This window comes from Mycobacterium sp. WUMAC-067, assembly GCF_020217485.1.
Classification (GTDB): domain Bacteria; phylum Actinomycetota; class Actinomycetes; order Mycobacteriales; family Mycobacteriaceae; genus Mycobacterium.
In genome coordinates this window covers 21,137-37,930 of sequence record NZ_JAEKMI010000027.1, presented here as the reverse complement: position 1 = coordinate 37,930, position 16,794 = coordinate 21,137, and the positions used below count along the sequence as shown (strand labels likewise).

The following is a 16,794-nucleotide window of genomic DNA, read 5'->3' as shown; positions in this document are numbered from 1 at the left end:
CACGCCGAAACCCGGGAGCATGATCAACACAGTCGGCGACCGTCCGCGCCGAAGAAGTGCACGTGTCCCGGCTGCGGATGCAGGCGCACCCTGCTGCCTCTCGCCGGTGGATTGCGTCCGTCGGCGCGCGCCACGATCGGCGCCTCGATTACCTTGCCGGAGCCGGTGATTCGCCCGTACAGGTAGGCGTCCGCACCCAGCTCCTCCACCACGTCGACCTCCATCTCGACACCGAGGTCACCCAGCCCGAAATGTTCGGGACGGACCCCGACGACGACCTCGCCTGCGGCACTGGCGATCTCCCGTGGCACCGTGATGGGCCAATCACCCAGCGACACGGTGGAATCCACGATGGGCAGGGTGAACAGATTCATCGCCGGCGACCCGATGAAACCCGCCACGAAGACGTTGTCCGGGTTTCGGTAAAGCTCGCGGGGCGGGGCGAATTGCTGCAGCACGCCGTCGCACAGCACGGCGACGCGGTCACCCATCGTCATCGCCTCGACCTGATCGTGGGTGACATAGACGGTGGTCGTGCTGAGCCGCCGTTGCAATGCGGCGATCTGGTTGCGGGTTTGCACCCGCAGTTTGGCGTCCAGATTGGACAGCGGTTCGTCCATCAGGAACACCTGCGGCCGGCGCACGATCGCGCGGCCCATCGCCACTCGCTGGCGCTGTCCGCCGGACAGGTCTTTCGGCTTGCGATCGAGATACGGTTGCAGATCAAGCAATTTCGCCGCGTCCAACACCCGTTCACGGATCTGCGCCTTCGGGGTTTTGGCGATCTTCATGGCGAAGCCCATATTCTCGGCCACCGTCATGTGCGGGTAGAGCGCATAGTTCTGAAAGACCATTGCGACGTCCCGGTTCTTGGGATCGACCTTGGTGACGTCCCTGTCGCCGATCCGGATGCGCCCGGAGTCCACGGTTTCCAGCCCGGCCACCATCCGCAGCGAGGTGGTCTTGCCGCATCCGGAGGGCCCCACCAGCACGACGAACTCGCCGTCGCCGACAACGAGATCCAGGTTGTCCAGGGCCGGGCGATCCGCTCCGGGATAGTGCCGCGTCGCCTGCTCGAAGCTCACCGAGGCCATGATCACCCACCCATTCCCGTGACCGCGATGCCGCGGACGAACGAACGTTGCGCGAACGCGTAGATCACGACCAACGGCAACATGATGAGCAGCGAGGTTGCCATCAACACCGGCCACCGGGAAACGTACTCACCCTTCATTCGCACCAGCCCCAACGTCAGCGTGGCCAGGCTGTTGCGCTGAATCATCAACAGCGGCCACAGAAAATCGTTCCAGACGTTGACCCAGGTGAGCACCGCGAGCACCATCACCGCCGGCCTGGCGTGCGGCAGCAGGATGCGCCAATAGACCTGCCACGGCGAACAACCGTCGAGTATCGCCGCTTCCTCCAGGTCGGTGGGGAGGGTCCGGAAGAATTGCCGCATCAGGTACGTGCCGAACGCGCTACCGAAGAAGCCGGGCACGATCATCGCCCACGGGGTGTCGACCCATCCCAGGGTCCGCATGACGAGGAACTGCGGGATCACCGTCACCGTTAGCGGCACCATCAACGTCCCCAAATAAACCACGAACAGCGCATCGCGGCCGCGAAAGTCCAGTCGCGCGAAGGCGTATCCGGCCAGTGAGCAAAAGAAAACATGCCCCGCGGTGACACACCCCGCATACAGCACGGTGTTGAAGAACATCCGCCAGAACGGCAGCAACGCAAACACTTCGGTGTAGTTGGACCACTGCGGATGCGCCGGCAGCAGTGTGGGTTCGCTGACCTCGCCCTCGGTCTTGAGCGAACCCGACAGTGCCCACGCTATCGGGAACAGCGCGCACCAGGCGATGCCGAGCAGGGCCGCATAGACCATGCCGCCCCGCAATGCGGTGCGCCTGATGACACCCTCACTTAAGCCCACGCGAAGTCTCCAAAGAACGTCGATGGCTCACTTTCAACTGCACGACGGTCAGCACCAGCAGGACGGCGAACATCACCCACGCCAGCGCGGATGCGTACCCGAACTCGAGAAACGAAAACGCGTGCTGGAACAGCATGATGCCCAGGACGTAGGTCGCCGATTCGGGCCCGCCATTGGCACCGGTGAGGACGTAGACCAGGTCGAACGCCTGAAAGGCGTGGATGACCGAGATGATGACCACAAACGAGATCGACCCCCGGATCAGCGGCACCGTGATCGAGATGAATTGCCTTGTCTCGCTTGCTCCGTCGATGGTGGCGGCCTCGTACACCGTCCCCGGGACGCCCTGCATCGCGGCCAGCAAGACGACGGTGGCAAACGGCACGCTGCGCCATACGCTGACAATGCACAGCGAGACCATGGCCCAGTGGGGCTCGACCAACCATGGGACGGGACCGAGCCCAACCCAGCCGAGCATGATGTTCAGCAAGCCATTGTCGGTATTGAAAACGAACTGCCACACCACCGCCATGACCACCGATGAGATGGCCAATGGGAGGAAGACGATGGTCCGGAAAATACCGATGCCCCTGACTCTCTGGTTCAGCACACCGGCGACGGCCAGACTGATGACAACCGTGGGCACCACCGTCCCAAGGGTGAAGATCACCGTGTTGCGGATCGCGATGACGAACAGCGGATCCGAGGTGAAGAGCTCCCCGAAGTTCTTCAGCCCCACGAACTTCGGCGGTGTGAACACGTCCCAGCGCTGAAAGCTCATGTACAGCGAGAAGCCCAGCGGAAAGAGCATGAACACGGCGACCGCCACCAAGTTTGGGGCGACGAACAGCCGGCCGGCCCAGGCGTGCCGGCGCCACGGGCTCGGGTTTTCCGGGACCCTTCCGCTCGCCTTCCGCGCCGGGGCGGCCGCGCCACCTGAATGCGTCGCGGTCATGGACTGCGCAGCACTTCGTCGACGGAGCGGGACAGGCCGGCCAAGGACGTCGCCGGTTGGCGACCGCGCAGGATCGGGCCAAAGTTGCGGTCCATCAACGCGTTGACCTTCTCCCACACCGGAGTGATCGGCAGTCCTTCCGAGAACGCAGGGCCCTCGGTGAGCACACTGAGATTGCCGATCCGTCGATGGGCATTGGCGAATCCTTCCGATGTCAGAGCCGACCGCAGCACGGGAACGAACAGACAGGATTCACCGATCAACGCCTGCCCGACCGGGCCGGCCGCGAATTTCACGAATTCCCAGGCCTGTTCCTTGCGTGGACTGGTCGACGAGATGCCCAGCCCGGTGGCGCCGATGTCGGAACACGCCGCGCGTCGGTTTGCGCGCGCCGGGCCGACCGGCAACGGCGCGACATCGAAATCGAGGTCCTCGGCGCGGAGGTAGGTCTGGTAGCGCCAGTGCCCGCCCAGCGCGATCGCCGCCCGCCCCACCGCGAACAGGTTGGGGGTGGACATCGACTGCGTCTCCGAATCGTTCGGCGCGACCCTGTGCTCGTTGGCCAGGTCGGCGTAGAACTGCACCGCCTGCTGAAAGGCGTGGTCGTCGAAATTGAGGTGCGTCGGATTCACCCGCGGGTTGGACCACGGGACGCCGTTGTTCATCGCGAACAGCCCCGCCGAGTAGGTCGACACCCAGGTGTTGACGAACCCGTACTGCGCGGCCCGCCCGGATGCGTCGCGCTTGGTCAGCGCCCGTGCGGTGTCCAGGAATTCGGTGAAATCCCAAGGGCGTTGCCATGCGGTGGGCGGGGGCGGCACCCCGGCCTCGGCAAACAGCCGCTTGTTGTAGAACAGGTAGTTGCCCGACCATTGCTCGGGAAGCGCGAACTGCCCTCCGTTGAAGGCAAAGGTTTCGTACAGCGCCGGGATGCTGTCCGCCTTGAGCTGCTGGGCGAACGATTTGTCCCGCGCCAACAGGGGGTTCAGATCCAGCAGCACGCCGCGGTCGGCGAGTTCGGCGTAGGACAGTTCCCATGTCATCAGCACGTCGGGGCATTTGCCGCCGACACAGAACGTCGAAAGCTGTTGCATGACGCCCGGCCCGGACAACACCGCACGCACCTTGATGTCGGGATGGCGGCGCGCAAACTCGTCGACGATGCGCATCCTCGCCTCACGCTCGTCCGGGTTGGCCGCGAAGAAGAAGGTCAGCGCGTCGTCGTCGGGAGCGCAGCCGGCCGACCACGGTGCCAGCGCCACGGCGGACAGCGCGCCGGCGCCCCGCAGCAAGCTGCGCCGTCCGAACGGCTTGTCGAGCATGGCTCTCCCGGTCTAGCCGCGTTCCCGGCCGTTGGCCGGCTCTGTCTGACGTCCTTGGTACCCGACGAGGTTGTGATGTTCCTGGATCGGCCCGCGGGGCAGCGCCAGCGCCGCCCTGCGGATGCGCTCGGCATCGCCGGTGATGTCGATCGTGTGGATGCGATCGTCGGCTCCGATGCCGATCACCAGCAGGATCTGAGCGCGCCCACCGGCGACGATCACGATGCCCGGCGCACCGTCGATGAGCATGACGACCCCGGCGCGCGCCCGCCTGGCGAACCGGCGCGTCTCCTCGGCAACCTGCCTGGCGCCGCGCACCGTGGTGGGCACGTCCGTGGGGACCAGGGCGCGGTCGACCGTGCGCACGACGTCGGGAGCCAGCAGCTCGAGCAGTCCGGCGATGTCGCCACCGCGGGAGGCCGCCAGAAATGCCTCGACCACCTCTAGGTGGCCGGCCGTGCTGCGGGGTTCGGCGGCCGGGCCGTCGTGGAGCCGGCCGCGGGCCCGGCTGGCGAGTTTCTTCGCGGCATCCGGGGACCGGTGCAACAACGCGGCGATCGTCTCGAATGGCATGGCGAACACGTCGTGCAGCACGAAAGCGACGCGCTGTGCCGGTGAGAGCCGGTCGAGCACGACGAGCAGCGCGCTGCTCACCGACTCTGCCAGCAGCGCGTCCTCGTCGGCCGGCGCTGACGCCGCCCCTGCCAGCCGGTCCAGCTCGTCGGGCTCGGCGAGGGGTTGCTCGGCGCGGCGCTTGCGCGCCCGCAGCTGGTCCAGCGCCTCACGCGCGGTGATCGTCGTGAACCACCCGGAGAGGTTGTCGATGGCCCCGAAGTCCGCGCGGCTGGCCTTCAGCCAGGCGGACTGCACCGCGTCATCCGCGTCGGCCACCGAGCCCAGCAGCTGGAACGCGACCGATCGCAGGTGTCGCCGATCGGCGTCGAATCGCTGCGCGAGAGTCGCCAAATCCGTTGTTGCGCTCATGGGTCACCTTTTCTGCACGGGAATCGTCAAGGAGATGACCGCATCCACCGGACTTCCTGTTGCGAAGGAGACCAACACCATGACCTTACCGATTGTGCGCCGCGGCGCGCTGTGTAACCAGGCAATTCGCGGCGGAATTCGCTGCGCGACAAGGGATTGATCCACATGAACACCGCACTTGTCGTGATCGCGCTGTCGACCGCTACCGTCACCGCCGCAATCGCCATCGCCGACTTCGTCCCGGCTCGATTCGTGCTGGCGAACTCCGCCGAGGTCGGGGTGCCACGTTCGTGGTTACCGGCGTTGGGCGCGGTGAAGCTGGCGGGGGCCGCCGGGATCGTGGTCGGGCTGCTGGGCCCACGCGAATTGGGAATAGCCGCCGCCGCGGGCCTGGTCCTATTTTTCATCGGTGCGGTATTGACGCACGTGAAGGCGCGCGTCCTGTACAACATCGCGTTCCCCGGGACCTACTTGTGCCTGTCCGCAACGTCGCTGGCGCTGCTGGTCGCTCGCTGAACACGGACGGATCAGCCGGGAAAGTACCGGATCCGGTTGATTGCGTTGCCGCGCCAGGCCACGTCGGCGAACATGATGGCGCGCCCGTGGCCCGAGTTGATGGAGACCGCGACCGTCGGGCCGGCGCTGCTCATCTTGGTTGCGCCGGCCCCGTCCAGTTGTTCCACGAGTTCGGCCAGCTCGAGGGGGTCACGATCACCCAAAGTTATTGCAGCCCTTGATGACAGCGCCCGCGCCGCGGCGAACGTGTCTCCTTGCGCAGCGGCGGCGAGGAAACTCCGCACGAGCCGTTGGTGGCGGGCGCCCACCCGCCGGAATCCGGCCATGAATCCGGCGGTCCCCCGCCATCCCTGATTGGTCAGCAGTCCTTTCGACAGGTGCAGCGCGGGGCTCACCGCGCCCGGCCCGGTGCGCAGGAACTGCGCCATCATGGCGGGCAGCTCCCAATACGCCCGTAGTTCGCCGATTAGCCACTCGCCGTTGGCTTCTCGGAGGTCGTAGCGCAGGAATGCCGGAATGTACATGGTCACGGCCGGGCCCATGGCCACCTCGAGCTCGAGATCGCGCAGCACCGCCGTGCCGAAGACGATGTCGAGATCGCGGTGAAATTTGACGTCACGCGGGCCGATGAATGTGTCGTAAAAGCGCCCGATCTGCTCATGCCCCACGTGGGGCCGCGAACCCACCGGGTCCTCGACCCGGCCGTCGCCGGTGAACAACGCCACCCATCCGGCGCGATCGTGCGCGGCGGCCGCCTGCGGTGAGCGCTCCACCGCCGCGAGCAGACGTTCCCGGTCCAGTGGCACCACCATTACCGTCCCCCCACCAACTCGATGCCAACGGATTCCATCTCCGCCAGCGCCGCGGCGCCCGAATCCGCCGCCGCGGCCGCAGTCAGGTCCACCAGCACCCTGGTCGTCAGACCCGAACGTGCCGCGTCCTCCGCGGTCCGCCGGACGCAATGGTCGGTGGCAATGCCAACCACGTCGACGTCGTCAACCCCGCGCTGCCGCAACCACTCCAGGAGCGGCGTCCCGTTCTCGTCGGTACCTTCAAAGCCGCTGTAGCCCGCGGAGTAGGCGCCTTTGCGAAAGACGGCATCGATGCGCGCGGTGTCCAAGTCGGGGCGAAAATCCGCGCCCGCGCTCCCGGCGACGCAGTGCGGGGGCCAGGACGAGAAATAGTCCGGCCGGTCGGAGAAATGATCACCCGGGTCGACGTGGAAATCCTGGGTCGCCACCACGTAGCGATAGCCCGAATCGCCGGCCAGATAGGCATTGATGGCGGGCGCGACGGCGGCGCCGCCGGCCACCGGCACGGCGCCGCCCTCGCAGAAGTCGTTTTGCACGTCGACGATGATCAACGCTCGCACGGCCTCCACAGTATCCGGGTGCGCCGCGGCGCCGCCCTAGCTGCGCAAATCGACGCCACGGTTTGCTCGACAGGCAGTCGGGTAATACACGGGCCATGGTGATCAGGAGAATCGCGCGACCCCTGTTGTCAGTCGCATTCATCGGGCAAGGAGTCAATTCACTACTCAACCCCAAATCCGCGGCCCAGGCGGCGGCCCCGGCGGTGGACGGCTTGCAGGCGTTGCCGGATTCGGTGAGCGGCAACATTCCGAGCGACCCCGAGACGGTCGCCCAAATCACCGCGGCCGTCCAAATCGGTGGAGGCCTGCTGCTCGCCACCGGCAAGCTCCCCCGCATCGCGTCGGCCGCGCTGGCGGTGACGGTGTTACCGGCGAACCTCGGGGCGCACTCGTTCTGGAACGAAAGCGACCCGGCGGCCAAAGCCCAAAAGCGGCAGCAATTTCTGACCGACCTCAGCCTGTTGGGTGGACTGTTGATCGCCTCCGCCGACACAGCGGGCAAACCGTCACTGGGGTGGCGCGGGCGCCGGGCGGCCGAACGGCTCTCGGAGCGGGTCTCGTCGGCGTGGCCCGGATCCGACGATTCGGCCTTCGAAGGCGAGCTGTCGGAGCTGGGCGATCGGATCGCACACGGCCTGCACGTCGGGGCCGAACGCGGCCGCGAATTGGCCAGCACCGCGGCGGAGCGGGGTGCGCCCTACGCCGAAGCCGCGCTGGAACGCGGCCGCGAATTGGCCAGCACGGCAGCGCAACGCGGTGCGCCCTACGCCGAAACCGCGCTGGAACGCGGCCGCGAGCTGGCCAGCACCGCGGCCGAGCGCAGCAAGCCGCTGGCGAAGAAGGCCCGCAAGCGCGGTGAGGAATGGGCCGACGAGGCCGCCGACCGCGCAGCCTATCTGGCCGAGAAGGCGCGCAAACGCAGCGAAGAGCTGGCCGATGAGGCGGCCGATCGGGCCGCACCGCTGGCCAAGAAGGCACGCAAACGCAGCGAGAAGCTGGCCAAGAAGGCACGCAAGCGCAGCGAGAAGCTGGCCGACACGGCGAGGGCGCGCTCCGAGGAGCTCGCCGAGACCGCACGCAAGCGGGGCAGCCACTTGGCCGACACCGCGCGCGAGCGCGTCGGCGGGCAGGTCGAGACCGGCCGCCGCAAGCTGTCCTGGTAATTGCATCGCGCTGGTGCAGCTACTCCGTCCAGCGCTTCTGCAGGATCTCCGGAGCCCACGCGGGCCAGTCGGGGCGACCGATCGTCATGCCGCCGCTGAGGCGGGCGACGATGCGCGGCCCGCGCAGCCGGCTGTTGTCGTAGACGGTCGCGACGTCAGAGAGCGCGAGGGCTTGGGCGACCGGTGTCCACAAGCGGCGATGGCGCTCGCGAACCTTGGTTTCCGGCACGTCATGGCCGCCGGCCCGCACGCGGTGCCGGACACGTTCGACGGCAAGGTCTTCCGGGATGAGCATCGCGTGCAGGACGACGGTGAAGTCCGCGCGATGGGCGGTGTGGATGAGGTCCAGCTTCGACGGGTGGGAAAACACGGTCTCCGCGATGAACGACCGACCCAGGTCGATCAGCTTCGCGCGGGTGTCGGCGGCGACCTGCGCGGCCTCGTAGGCGCGCCCTGCCGCCTCCCCCGGCCAGCGCTGCCGTGCGATTTCGTCGGCGTTGACCACCGGGCTGCCGGGCAACAGCGGCGCCAGGGTGAACGCGATGAAGGTCGACTTGCCGGCGCCGTTCGGGCCGACCACCAGGTCAAGTCGCTCCATCGGGCCGCGCCGGGCGAACGCCGGGTCAGCGCCCGCGCGCCAACACCGCGGCGGAGCCGTCGGGCCGGTGCTCGACGACGTCGCCGTCCTCGTTGAGGGCGACCGTGGTGACGCCCTGCCCGGCCAGCGTCGCCCCGTAGTTGGCGTGCACCAGGCTTTCTTCGATGGCCGCCGAGATCTCGGCGTTGAACACCACGCCCTCCTCGACGGTGAGTTCGCCGGTCGCGAGGTGGCCCGCGAGCGCGGCCTCGACCCGCCGCCGCGAGGCGGTGTGCTGGCTGGACACCGCGCGCCCGACTCGCGCCCAGTGGTCGAGTTGCTGCTTGGCCGAACGGCTCTGGCGGGCGCCTTCTGCCGCGGCGCTGTCCATCAGGTCGGACGCCACCCGGGTGACGCGATCGAGAGCGTCGGCCATGCTTCCTCCGTCATGCAGCACACAGTTACGACTTGTAGCACAATGCTACACGGGCGCGTATGCCCTGCTAGCGGCGCCGCTTCAGAACGGCGTCGATGATCGCGTCGACATCGCCTCCGGCATCGACCGTCATGCCGTCCTCGTCGGGGCCGAGAACCTCCAGCGTGTCCAGTTGCGAGCGCAGCAGCGCGGCCGGCATGAAATGGTCGGTCCGGGCCGCCAGCCGGCGGGCGATCAGTTCCGCCGAACCGGACAGATGCAGGAACTCGACGGCCGGGCAGTGCGCGCGCAGCCGGTCGCGGTACTTCTTTTTCAGCGCCGAACAGCTCACCACCCCGCCGTCGCGGTGAGCCGCCAGCCATTCGCCGACCTTGTCCAGCCACGGATAGCGGTCGTCGTCATCGAGCGGGTGGCCGGCCGCCATCTTGGCGACGTTGGCGGCCGGGTGCAGGGTGTCGGCGTCGACGAACGGGACCCGCATGCGTCGCGCCAGCGCCGCACCGACGGTCGACTTGCCCGATCCGGAAACGCCCATCACCACGACGGGGGCCGATCCGCTCACCCGGTGTGTTCGCCGAGGTTGCGGTTCCATTCCAGCCAGCCGACGCCGTTGCGCCCGTCGGCGGTGGTGATCGTGGCCCACACGCGGGGGAACTGGCTGACCCGCCCGTCCGCGGCGACGAGCCGGACCGGCGCCTGGCCGCGGACGTCCACGTTGGCGGTGAGCTCCCCCGGGTTGAGCGTCAGCGTCGCATCCACTGGTAACCCGTTGCCGGCGAAGGACTCTCGTGAGTCGACGGTCTGTAGCTCGGTGACCCGGCCGTCGGCGCCCTGGGTGTAGCCGATGCTGAACGCCGGCGCGCCGGGAATGCGGATGTCGACGCCGTGCAGATGGGTGCCGTCGTCCAGGTGCAGCGCGCTCCAAATCCAATCCATGCTCCACCAGTCGCGCACACCCCAGGAATGATCGCGCTGGCCGGGCACCGCATCGAGGCGGTAGCTGGTGTCGCCGATCGTGACCGTTCCCGAGACGGTGCACGGAATCTCATACCGCGTCGTGACGCCGTACTTGTAGGGGGTGCCATCGGTGTCCCACACCAGGTTCATGGTCATCTCGACGGGCGTGCCGGACTCCCCGCGCAACAGCGCCGCCGGGTCGGAGTGCTCGTGACCCCGGGCGCGCACGTCGACGCGGTAGCTCTGCAACGGCGTGCCGGCGGAGTGGCCGAGTTCGAACTCGTCGCTTCGCACCGTCCACGGGTCCGGGGGCAGCGGAACCTGCGCGTCGACGGCGACGGTGGGTATGCCGGGGCCGCACAGCAGCACGTGTACCCATGCGGTCTGCTCGTTGGCCACCAGGCCGAGGCGGAACCAGCCCCCCAATCCCTGTGCGCTGTCGGCGAAGTCGGCGTACCAGCTCTCGCTCCACAGCGGTTCGGCGGTGGGATCGTGGGCGAGTTCATCCTCGGGCACCGGTTGCAACGGCTCGGCCGGCACCGCGGTCGGCAGCGTCGCCAGCGCGTCCGTGTCGAGGACGTGATCGCAGTGCCGGCGCAGCATCGTCATGAACATCTGGTCGCCACGGTCGGTGCGCTCCACCAGCATCGAGGAGACGATCGCCATCATCACGCCGAAAAAGCTCTGCCGGCGGACGCCGTCGGCGACGTCGGCCAGGGTCAGGGGCGCGTCGGGCCCCAGCGCCTCGTGGTATGCCCGCAGCAGCGCGTCGTAGTGCTCCCGGCGGTCCTCGGTGGGCAGCGCGCAGCCGAGGAAATAGGACAGGTCGGTCAGTGCGGGGCCCCAGGACACGGTCTGCCAGTCGACCACCGTCAGCGCGCGGTCGGCGCCCGCGGTACCGAACAACATGTTGTCCAACCGGTAGTCGCCGTGCACCAGGCCCTGGATCTCGGACGCCTGCGCCTCTTGGGCGAGGTAGCCGTCGAACGCGGCCACCAAGCGCTCGCACACCTCGCGGTGCTCCGGGGCGATCTGGTCGCCGTAGCGGTCGACGAATCCGGCGTACAGCGGGGCGATCATCGCCTGATTCAGCGGCGCCTCGCGGTTGAGCCACGGCGCTTCGGCCAGCGAGACGTCGCCGAGCAGCGGCCCGTGCAGCCGTCCGAGTTCGACGGCACCGAGGCGGGCCTGTTCGATTGTGGCGCCGGCGATTTCATCACCGACCACGGCCGGGCCGGCGTCGCCCAGCAGCAGGTCGAACACGCCCGCCGAGGTGTCGACCGCCGCGTGGTAGCACGGCGCGATCGGCCCGCCCAGCCGCGGCGCGATGTCGCCGTAGAAGCGGACCTCCCGCTCGTAGAGTCCCAGCGCCAGCCCGGTCTGTCGGCTCACCGGGTCGGTGGCCGCGACCTTGAGCACCACCGATTCGGGCCCGCGGTCGGCCTCGGCGTAGTTGAGCCGGATGCGGTAGCACTCGCTCATCTGCCCGGTGCCGATGCGCTCGACCGAGAAATCGGCGATGGGCCCGGTGCCGATCACCGCGGCCAACCACGAGGCGGTGAGGTCACTGGGGGTTTCGATGACTTGCTCGGTCTCGGCGTGCATGAGGGTCAGCGTGCCAGGTCAATGCGCGAGTGAGAAGCCGTCCCAGGCCATCCGGCGTTGCGGGTGGGGATCGAACTCGACCCGGGATTTCCGGTCGAAGACCATCACGGCGCGATCGGCGGAGTTGTACGCGGGCCAGTCCTCGCCCGGGACGCCGGTGCGGCTGAAGGCGCGCCAACGCCGTTGCACCTGGTTGCTGACCCGCAGCGCGGCCCGCCGGTCGGCCGCCGCGGTCAACAGCGCGCCGAATCTGGTGCGGTAGACGTCGAAGACCGCCAGCAACTCGGTGGCATGGGTGGCGCCGAAACCCGACCAGCGCAGCGTGCGCGGGGCGTAGTCATACCGGTAGAGGTAGGTCGGCGCGTGCGTGCCGTGGGCCTCGGCGATCTGCCAGGCCGCCGAGCCGAACGCGAAATCACCGCCGAGCTGGATGCATGCCGCACGTTCGGGGTAGTCCGGGTACGCGGCGGTAATGCGTTGGCGGATAGCGGGTTCCGCCTCGGCCAGCAGCTCTTCGACCATCGATTCGTTGGTCGGCAGCATCGCCAGGAACCGGGTGAACAGCCGACCCTCTTCGGCGTTGGTGCCGACAATGAGGGGCACCGGATGCGCCTCACCGCGCCGCATCGCCTCGACGGGATCCATCGGCAGCATGTCATCCCCGACAACCGGACCAATCGGGAAGGCGCCCAGCCTGTTCTGCATGCCCTCGTCGATCAATGCGTGCTGGGTGCGCACCAGTTGGGCCGCGGACGCCCGCATCAGCGCGTCGGCGGCATCCTGCTTGCGCACGCCCAGCAGACCGACGAAGCGGTTCGCGAACTCGGCGGCAACCTCTTTCGACCGCACCAGACCCGAGGCGGGACTCTCCGAGATCGCCCGAGCGAACAGGCCTTCGGCGGAGGGCACCGCCAGCAGGGAGGCGGTGATACACGCGCCCGCGCTCTCGCCGAAAATCGTCACGTTGTCCGGGTCACCGCCGAATCCGGCGATGTTGTCGCGCACCCACTGCAACGCCAGCACCAGGTCGCGCAGGTACAGGTTGCTGTCAATGGTGATCTCGGGCGTCGACAGCGACGAGAAGTCCACGCATCCCAGCGCGCCCAGCCGGTAGTTCACCGACACGTACACGCACCCCCGGCGTGCCAGCGGGGCCCCGTCGTAGAGCGGTGTCGCCGAGCTGCCCAGGAAGTACCCGCCGCCGTGGATGAAGACCATCACCGGTAGCGGCCCCTCGGCGGCTTCGGGTGCCACGACGTTGAGGGTGAGGCAGTCCTCGCTCATCGGTTGATAGCGGCCTCCCAAACCCGACAGGCCGAGCAGGGTGTAACGACGCTGCTGGGGCGCGCAATTCGCGAAGCCATGGCAGTGCCGCACCCCCGACCACGGCGCCGCCGGCTGCGGCGCCCGGAAGCGCAGGTTTCCCACCGGTGGACGGGCATACGGGATCGACCGCCACCGATTGACCCCGTCGCGGGTGAAGCCCTCGACGGTGCCGGTGGCCGTGCGTGCGCGGACAGTCCGGTGATGCATAACCCGACGGTAACCGACATGACGGCGTTAACGCGCGCGCAGCGCCTTAATTGGCCGGCGCGGCGGTTAGCCTGACTGCATGCGGATAGCTGCGATGATCGCCGCGTCGTTACTGGTCGCCGGGTGCTCACACACCACGGGCGGCCACTCGGAGTCGACGCCTAGCACCACCCCGACATCCGCGGGGGCCGCCGCCGGCCCGTCGGAAAGCAAGACGCCGGGAGCGGCCGCGGCGCCGGCCGCCGGCGCCGCGGTCTCCGACGTCATCGCGTGGATAGAGGCGGCCCACCCCGCCGATCCGGCTCGCTATCACACGGCCACCCGCGACGGTGTGGCCACACCCCTGGGCGGCGACATCGCCCTGGCGGGAGCGGGCGGCAAAGTCTCCTGCATGACGGATGCCCCACACACCGGCGGCGCGCTGAATTGCCTGGTGAACCTGACCGCTCCGGCGCCGGCGCCCGCGACCGCCTATGGCGAATGGCAGGGCGGTTGGGTCACTTTCGACGGGGTGCGCCTGCAGGTGGGAGCCGCACGGGCCGACCCCGGTCCGTTCGTCAACGGCAACGGACCGGAACTGCCGAGTGGGGATTCGCTGTCGTTCGGTGACTATCGGTGCCGCGCCGACCAGGCGGGCCTGTATTGCGTGAACTACGCGCATCAGTCGGCGGCGCGTCTGGCGCCCGCCGGCATTCAGCCCTTCGGCTGCCTGAAGTCGGTGCCACCGCCCGACGGGGTCGGCGCGGCGTTCAGCTGCTGAGGCTTTCGCTGCCCAGCGTCGACTTGTTGCGTGAAATTCGCGCCAACAACTCCACGCTGGGCGGTGGTGGTGTGCGACGCGGTGGTGGTGATCACCAGGTGACCGGGAGCTCCTTCATGCCGTAGATGTCGGCGTCCTTGAAACGCAACTCCTCCGGCGGGACCGCCAGTTTCAGCCCGGGCAGCCGCCGCGCGAGGGTGGCGAACGCGACCTGCATCTCGACTCGTGCCAGGTTGGCCCCGATGCACTGGTGCACGCCGTAGCCGAAACCCAAGTGCCCGCGCGTGTTTCGATCGATGTCGAAGCTCTCTGGATCGTCGACGAATTCGGTGTCCCAGTTCCCGGCGGGCAGGTTCATCATCACGAACTCCCCCGCCCTGATCAATTGGCCGCCGATCACGAGATCTTCGGTCGCCACGCGGTCGACCTGGCTGTGCACGATGCTCAGATAGCGCATCAGCTCTTCGACGGTGTTCGCAATGAGGGCGGGATCGTCGGTGTGGCCCAATCGCGCGAAGGCGTTCGGATGCTGTAGCAGCGCAACCGTTCCCAGCGAGATCATGTTGGCGGTGGTCTCGTGGCCGGCCTGCATCATGATCACACTGTTCATCGCCGCCGTCGCGTGGTCGAGTTGGCCCGTCGCGACGTACTCGGTGATCATGCGGCTGATCAGATCGTCGCCGGGTTCGCGCTCCTTGCGTTGCACCAAATCCTGGATGTAGGCGTACATTGCCCCGAAGGCCTGCCCCTTTTCCGCCTCGGACGTCTTCTGGTCGAGCCCGGCGGTGGTGTTGCGCTGGAAGAGCTCGAGGTCTTCGGGCGGCACTCCCAGCAACAGCGCGATTACCAATGATGGCACCGGCAAGGCGAATTCACGCACCAGATCTGCAGGGGGCCCCACGGCGATCATCTCGTCGAGAAAGTGGTCGACCGTCTCCTGGATCTGCGGCCGCATCGATTCGCAACGCCTGAAGGTGAAATTGCCGGTCATCATCCGTCGGATCCGATGATGTTCGGGATCGTCGGTGCGCGCGAACATCACCACGACCTTGTTGTCGGCGTCCGTGGGCATGATGGCGTCCGGAATGGTCTTCGCGGACAGCCGCGGATCAACCAGCGCCGCCCTGATGTCGGAGTAGCGGCTCACCACCCAGACCGGATTGCCGTGGAACATCGCCTGTCGTAAACCGGGCTCTTCCCGCCAACTCGCGAACTCTACCGGCGTTGCGAGCGGGCACCGCGCGGGACGCGGTATCGGCAGTGCCGGCAGATCCGCATCGGAGCAGGAGTCGGACGTCTCGAAAGATATTGACATAAGCCGCGTTTCCCATTAAATGTCAGTTATCTGCCAGTTGTAGAGCGTAAAGCGACGGCTGTCGGTAGTCAACCGTCAGTTACGCTGTCACAATGACCGCGGTGGAAGACCGGCCGTTGCGGGCGGACGCGGCGCGCAACGTCGAGCGCATACTGCGCGCGGCGCGCGAGGTTTACGGCGAGTTGGGCCCGGACGCTCCGGTGGAGGCGGTCGCCCGCCGCGCCGGCGTCGGCGAACGAACCCTCTACCGCCGGTTCCCCGGCAAGGCGGACCTCGTCCTGGCGGCGCTGGAACAGAGCATCGCCGAGGATCTCACCCCGGTGATCGACCGCGCCCGCCGCGCAAAGGATCCGCTACGCGGCCTGACCCAACTGATCGAAGCGGCGATCGCGCTCGGCGCCCGCGAACACAGCCTGCTGGCCGCCGCACGCCGGGCCGGGTCCCTCACGTCCGACATCTCGGTGCCGCTCAACGCCGCGCTCGCCGAGCTTGCCCGCGAAGGCCAGCGGCTCGGCAGGATCCGCGCGGATCTGGTCAGCGACGACCTGCCTCGCCTGATAGCGATGCTCTTCAGCGTGCTCTCGACGATGGATTCGCACAGCGACGGCTGGCGACGCTACGTCGCCCTTGTTGTCGACGCGATATCGGTCGATGAGCGACGGCCATTGCCCCCGGCGGCCGAACTGCGCTACACGCTGCAGCCGGACGGCTGGCCACTCTGAAAGACCGCCCGATCAATTAGCCGGCAGGCCCGCCTTGACCGCAGCGTCCTGTTTGCGAGCGAGATCAAGCAGGATGTCGGCCGGCGTGGGATTGCCTATGACACAGTCGGATTCCAGGTCGACCATGGCCCTGCCCTCGACGAATACCGCCTCGGAGATCTCCATCGGGTTGGCCGGGTCGCTGCTCTGCCCGATCACCATGAACCCGTTGGAGCCGACATCGATGGGCTGCTGCTGCCCGTTGACCTTTTTGCCGACGACGTCCCGCATATTCGCCGCCGTCTGGTCGGCCGTCGCCGCATCGGGAAAGACGGCGACCGTGTCGACGATGGTGCGCTTGCCGTCGGGGTTCTTGAAGACCTGCCCGACGCCGACGATGCCGCCCGGATTCTGACTGGGCGGCCCGTCAGCGGTGGCGCGGGGGCCGACGTCGGCGGGCTTGATAAGCAACGAGCTGTAGTCCGCCGGCGCCCCCGGTGACAGCGACGGGCTCGACGACATGGCCGAACTCGATGACGACGTCGAGCCCGATGGCGCCGTCGAACTCTTGTCCTCGCCGCAGCCCGCCGTTGCAGCGCTGAGCAGCACCGCGGTGGCCGCCAGACCGACCGCGGACGTCCGGACGTTGGTCATGAGCC

Annotated in this window: 17 protein-coding genes and 1 pseudogene; 4 read left to right on the top strand and 14 right to left on the bottom strand. The window is 67.9% G+C overall.

The features are described 5' to 3' along the window. Positions 1 to 23 precede the first annotated feature (23 nt). The 5 genes and pseudogenes from JF781_RS18610 to JF781_RS18590 all read right to left on the bottom strand — a co-directional run bounded on the left by JF781_RS18610 (position 24) and on the right by JF781_RS18590 (position 5,200). Complete coding sequence (locus tag JF781_RS18610) at positions 24 to 1,094, bottom strand: ABC transporter ATP-binding protein (protein WP_225326793.1); 1,071 nt, start codon at positions 1,092 to 1,094, stop codon at positions 24 to 26. Between the two features lie 2 nt (positions 1,095 to 1,096). Further along, complete coding sequence (locus JF781_RS18605; protein ID WP_255642061.1) at positions 1,097 to 1,891, bottom strand: carbohydrate ABC transporter permease; 795 nt, start codon at positions 1,889 to 1,891, stop codon at positions 1,097 to 1,099. Positions 1,892 to 1,925: 34 nt separating this feature from the next. Beyond that, positions 1,926 to 2,875, bottom strand: a pseudogene (locus tag JF781_RS18600) (carbohydrate ABC transporter permease). A 15-nt stretch (positions 2,876 to 2,890) separates the two neighbouring features. After that, complete coding sequence (locus JF781_RS18595) at positions 2,891 to 4,216, bottom strand: sugar ABC transporter substrate-binding protein (protein ID WP_225326796.1); 1,326 nt, start codon at positions 4,214 to 4,216, stop codon at positions 2,891 to 2,893. 12 nt (positions 4,217 to 4,228) lie between these two features. Continuing rightward, positions 4,229 to 5,200 (bottom strand): sigma-70 family RNA polymerase sigma factor, encoded by a 972-nt coding sequence (locus tag JF781_RS18590; protein WP_225326797.1) that lies wholly within the window; start codon positions 5,198 to 5,200, stop codon positions 4,229 to 4,231. 165 nt (positions 5,201 to 5,365) lie between these two features. On the opposite strand from JF781_RS18590, the gene JF781_RS18585 reads away from it, so the two are divergent. Beyond that, entirely contained in the window at positions 5,366 to 5,716 is a 351-nt protein-coding gene (locus tag JF781_RS18585; RefSeq protein ID WP_225326798.1) for a DoxX family protein, read from the top strand. A gap of 11 nt (positions 5,717 to 5,727) precedes the next feature. Here JF781_RS18585 and JF781_RS18580 read toward each other — a convergent pair whose 3' ends face one another. Both JF781_RS18580 and pncA read right to left on the bottom strand, forming a co-directional pair. Continuing rightward, positions 5,728 to 6,528, bottom strand: coding sequence for a nuclear transport factor 2 family protein (locus JF781_RS18580; RefSeq protein ID WP_225326799.1), 801 nt, complete (start codon positions 6,526 to 6,528; stop codon positions 5,728 to 5,730). Continuing rightward, complete coding sequence (gene pncA / locus JF781_RS18575; RefSeq protein ID WP_225326800.1) at positions 6,528 to 7,088, bottom strand: pyrazinamidase PncA; 561 nt, start codon at positions 7,086 to 7,088, stop codon at positions 6,528 to 6,530. Before pncA ends, JF781_RS18580 begins: the two co-directional genes overlap by 1 nt. 95 nt (positions 7,089 to 7,183) lie before the next feature. On the opposite strand from pncA, the gene JF781_RS18570 reads away from it, so the two are divergent. Beyond that, positions 7,184 to 8,251: a DoxX family protein gene (locus JF781_RS18570; RefSeq protein WP_225326801.1), complete on the top strand. Its 1,068-nt coding sequence runs from the start codon at positions 7,184 to 7,186 to the stop codon at positions 8,249 to 8,251. Positions 8,252 to 8,270: 19 nt separating this feature from the next. Here JF781_RS18570 and JF781_RS18565 read toward each other — a convergent pair whose 3' ends face one another. The 5 genes from JF781_RS18565 to JF781_RS18545 all read right to left on the bottom strand — a co-directional run bounded on the left by JF781_RS18565 (position 8,271) and on the right by JF781_RS18545 (position 13,359). Beyond that, on the bottom strand, positions 8,271 to 8,849 hold the full coding sequence (locus JF781_RS18565; protein WP_225326802.1) for an AAA family ATPase: 579 nt from the start codon (positions 8,847 to 8,849) through the stop codon (positions 8,271 to 8,273). A 25-nt stretch (positions 8,850 to 8,874) separates the two neighbouring features. Then, positions 8,875 to 9,264: a ParD-like family protein gene (locus tag JF781_RS18560; protein WP_225326803.1), complete on the bottom strand. Its 390-nt coding sequence runs from the start codon at positions 9,262 to 9,264 to the stop codon at positions 8,875 to 8,877. Positions 9,265 to 9,331: 67 nt separating this feature from the next. Continuing rightward, entirely contained in the window at positions 9,332 to 9,826 is a 495-nt protein-coding gene (locus tag JF781_RS18555; protein ID WP_225326804.1) for a gluconokinase, read from the bottom strand. Beyond that, positions 9,823 to 11,826: an ecdysteroid 22-kinase family protein gene (locus JF781_RS18550; RefSeq protein WP_225326805.1), complete on the bottom strand. Its 2,004-nt coding sequence runs from the start codon at positions 11,824 to 11,826 to the stop codon at positions 9,823 to 9,825. Before JF781_RS18550 ends, JF781_RS18555 begins: the two co-directional genes overlap by 4 nt. 18 nt (positions 11,827 to 11,844) lie before the next feature. Further along, positions 11,845 to 13,359: a carboxylesterase/lipase family protein gene (locus tag JF781_RS18545; RefSeq protein WP_225326806.1), complete on the bottom strand. Its 1,515-nt coding sequence runs from the start codon at positions 13,357 to 13,359 to the stop codon at positions 11,845 to 11,847. A 79-nt stretch (positions 13,360 to 13,438) separates the two neighbouring features. Between JF781_RS18545 and JF781_RS18540 the strand changes: the two genes are divergently transcribed. After that, positions 13,439 to 14,119, top strand: coding sequence for a hypothetical protein (locus tag JF781_RS18540; RefSeq protein WP_225326807.1), 681 nt, complete (start codon positions 13,439 to 13,441; stop codon positions 14,117 to 14,119). Between the two features lie 91 nt (positions 14,120 to 14,210). Here JF781_RS18540 and JF781_RS18535 read toward each other — a convergent pair whose 3' ends face one another. Then, positions 14,211 to 15,434, bottom strand: a complete 1,224-nt coding sequence (locus JF781_RS18535; RefSeq protein ID WP_225326808.1) for a cytochrome P450 — start codon at positions 15,432 to 15,434, stop codon at positions 14,211 to 14,213. 92 nt (positions 15,435 to 15,526) lie between these two features. Here JF781_RS18535 and JF781_RS18530 point away from each other — a divergent pair, with 92 nt between their 5' ends. Continuing rightward, complete coding sequence (locus JF781_RS18530; protein WP_225326809.1) at positions 15,527 to 16,156, top strand: TetR/AcrR family transcriptional regulator; 630 nt, start codon at positions 15,527 to 15,529, stop codon at positions 16,154 to 16,156. A 12-nt stretch (positions 16,157 to 16,168) separates the two neighbouring features. On the opposite strand, the gene JF781_RS18525 is transcribed toward JF781_RS18530, so the two are convergent. Further along, complete coding sequence (locus tag JF781_RS18525) at positions 16,169 to 16,789, bottom strand: hypothetical protein (RefSeq protein WP_225326810.1); 621 nt, start codon at positions 16,787 to 16,789, stop codon at positions 16,169 to 16,171. Positions 16,790 to 16,794 lie beyond the last annotated feature (5 nt).

Excerpts from the sequence above, each read along its gene's own strand:
- JF781_RS18610 (WP_225326793.1), bottom strand. The coding sequence starts at position 1,094 with ATGGCCTCGGTGAGCTTCGAGCAGGCGACGCGGCACTATCCCGGAGCG.
- JF781_RS18605 (WP_255642061.1), bottom strand. The coding sequence starts at position 1,891 with ATGGTCTATGCGGCCCTGCTCGGCATCGCCTGGTGCGCGCTGTTCCCG.
- JF781_RS18595 (WP_225326796.1), bottom strand. The coding sequence starts at position 4,216 with ATGCTCGACAAGCCGTTCGGACGGCGCAGCTTGCTGCGGGGCGCCGGC.
- JF781_RS18590 (WP_225326797.1), bottom strand. The coding sequence starts at position 5,200 with ATGAGCGCAACAACGGATTTGGCGACTCTCGCGCAGCGATTCGACGCC.
- JF781_RS18585 (WP_225326798.1), top strand. The coding sequence starts at position 5,366 with ATGAACACCGCACTTGTCGTGATCGCGCTGTCGACCGCTACCGTCACC.
- JF781_RS18580 (WP_225326799.1), bottom strand. The coding sequence starts at position 6,528 with ATGGTGGTGCCACTGGACCGGGAACGTCTGCTCGCGGCGGTGGAGCGC.
- JF781_RS18570 (WP_225326801.1), top strand. The coding sequence starts at position 7,184 with ATGGTGATCAGGAGAATCGCGCGACCCCTGTTGTCAGTCGCATTCATC.
- JF781_RS18565 (WP_225326802.1), bottom strand. The coding sequence starts at position 8,849 with ATGGAGCGACTTGACCTGGTGGTCGGCCCGAACGGCGCCGGCAAGTCG.
- JF781_RS18560 (WP_225326803.1), bottom strand. The coding sequence starts at position 9,264 with ATGGCCGACGCTCTCGATCGCGTCACCCGGGTGGCGTCCGACCTGATG.
- JF781_RS18550 (WP_225326805.1), bottom strand. The coding sequence starts at position 11,826 with ATGCACGCCGAGACCGAGCAAGTCATCGAAACCCCCAGTGACCTCACC.
- JF781_RS18545 (WP_225326806.1), bottom strand. The coding sequence starts at position 13,359 with ATGCATCACCGGACTGTCCGCGCACGCACGGCCACCGGCACCGTCGAG.
- JF781_RS18540 (WP_225326807.1), top strand. The coding sequence starts at position 13,439 with ATGCGGATAGCTGCGATGATCGCCGCGTCGTTACTGGTCGCCGGGTGC.
- JF781_RS18535 (WP_225326808.1), bottom strand. The coding sequence starts at position 15,434 with ATGTCAATATCTTTCGAGACGTCCGACTCCTGCTCCGATGCGGATCTG.
- JF781_RS18530 (WP_225326809.1), top strand. The coding sequence starts at position 15,527 with ATGACCGCGGTGGAAGACCGGCCGTTGCGGGCGGACGCGGCGCGCAAC.
- JF781_RS18525 (WP_225326810.1), bottom strand. The coding sequence starts at position 16,789 with ATGACCAACGTCCGGACGTCCGCGGTCGGTCTGGCGGCCACCGCGGTG.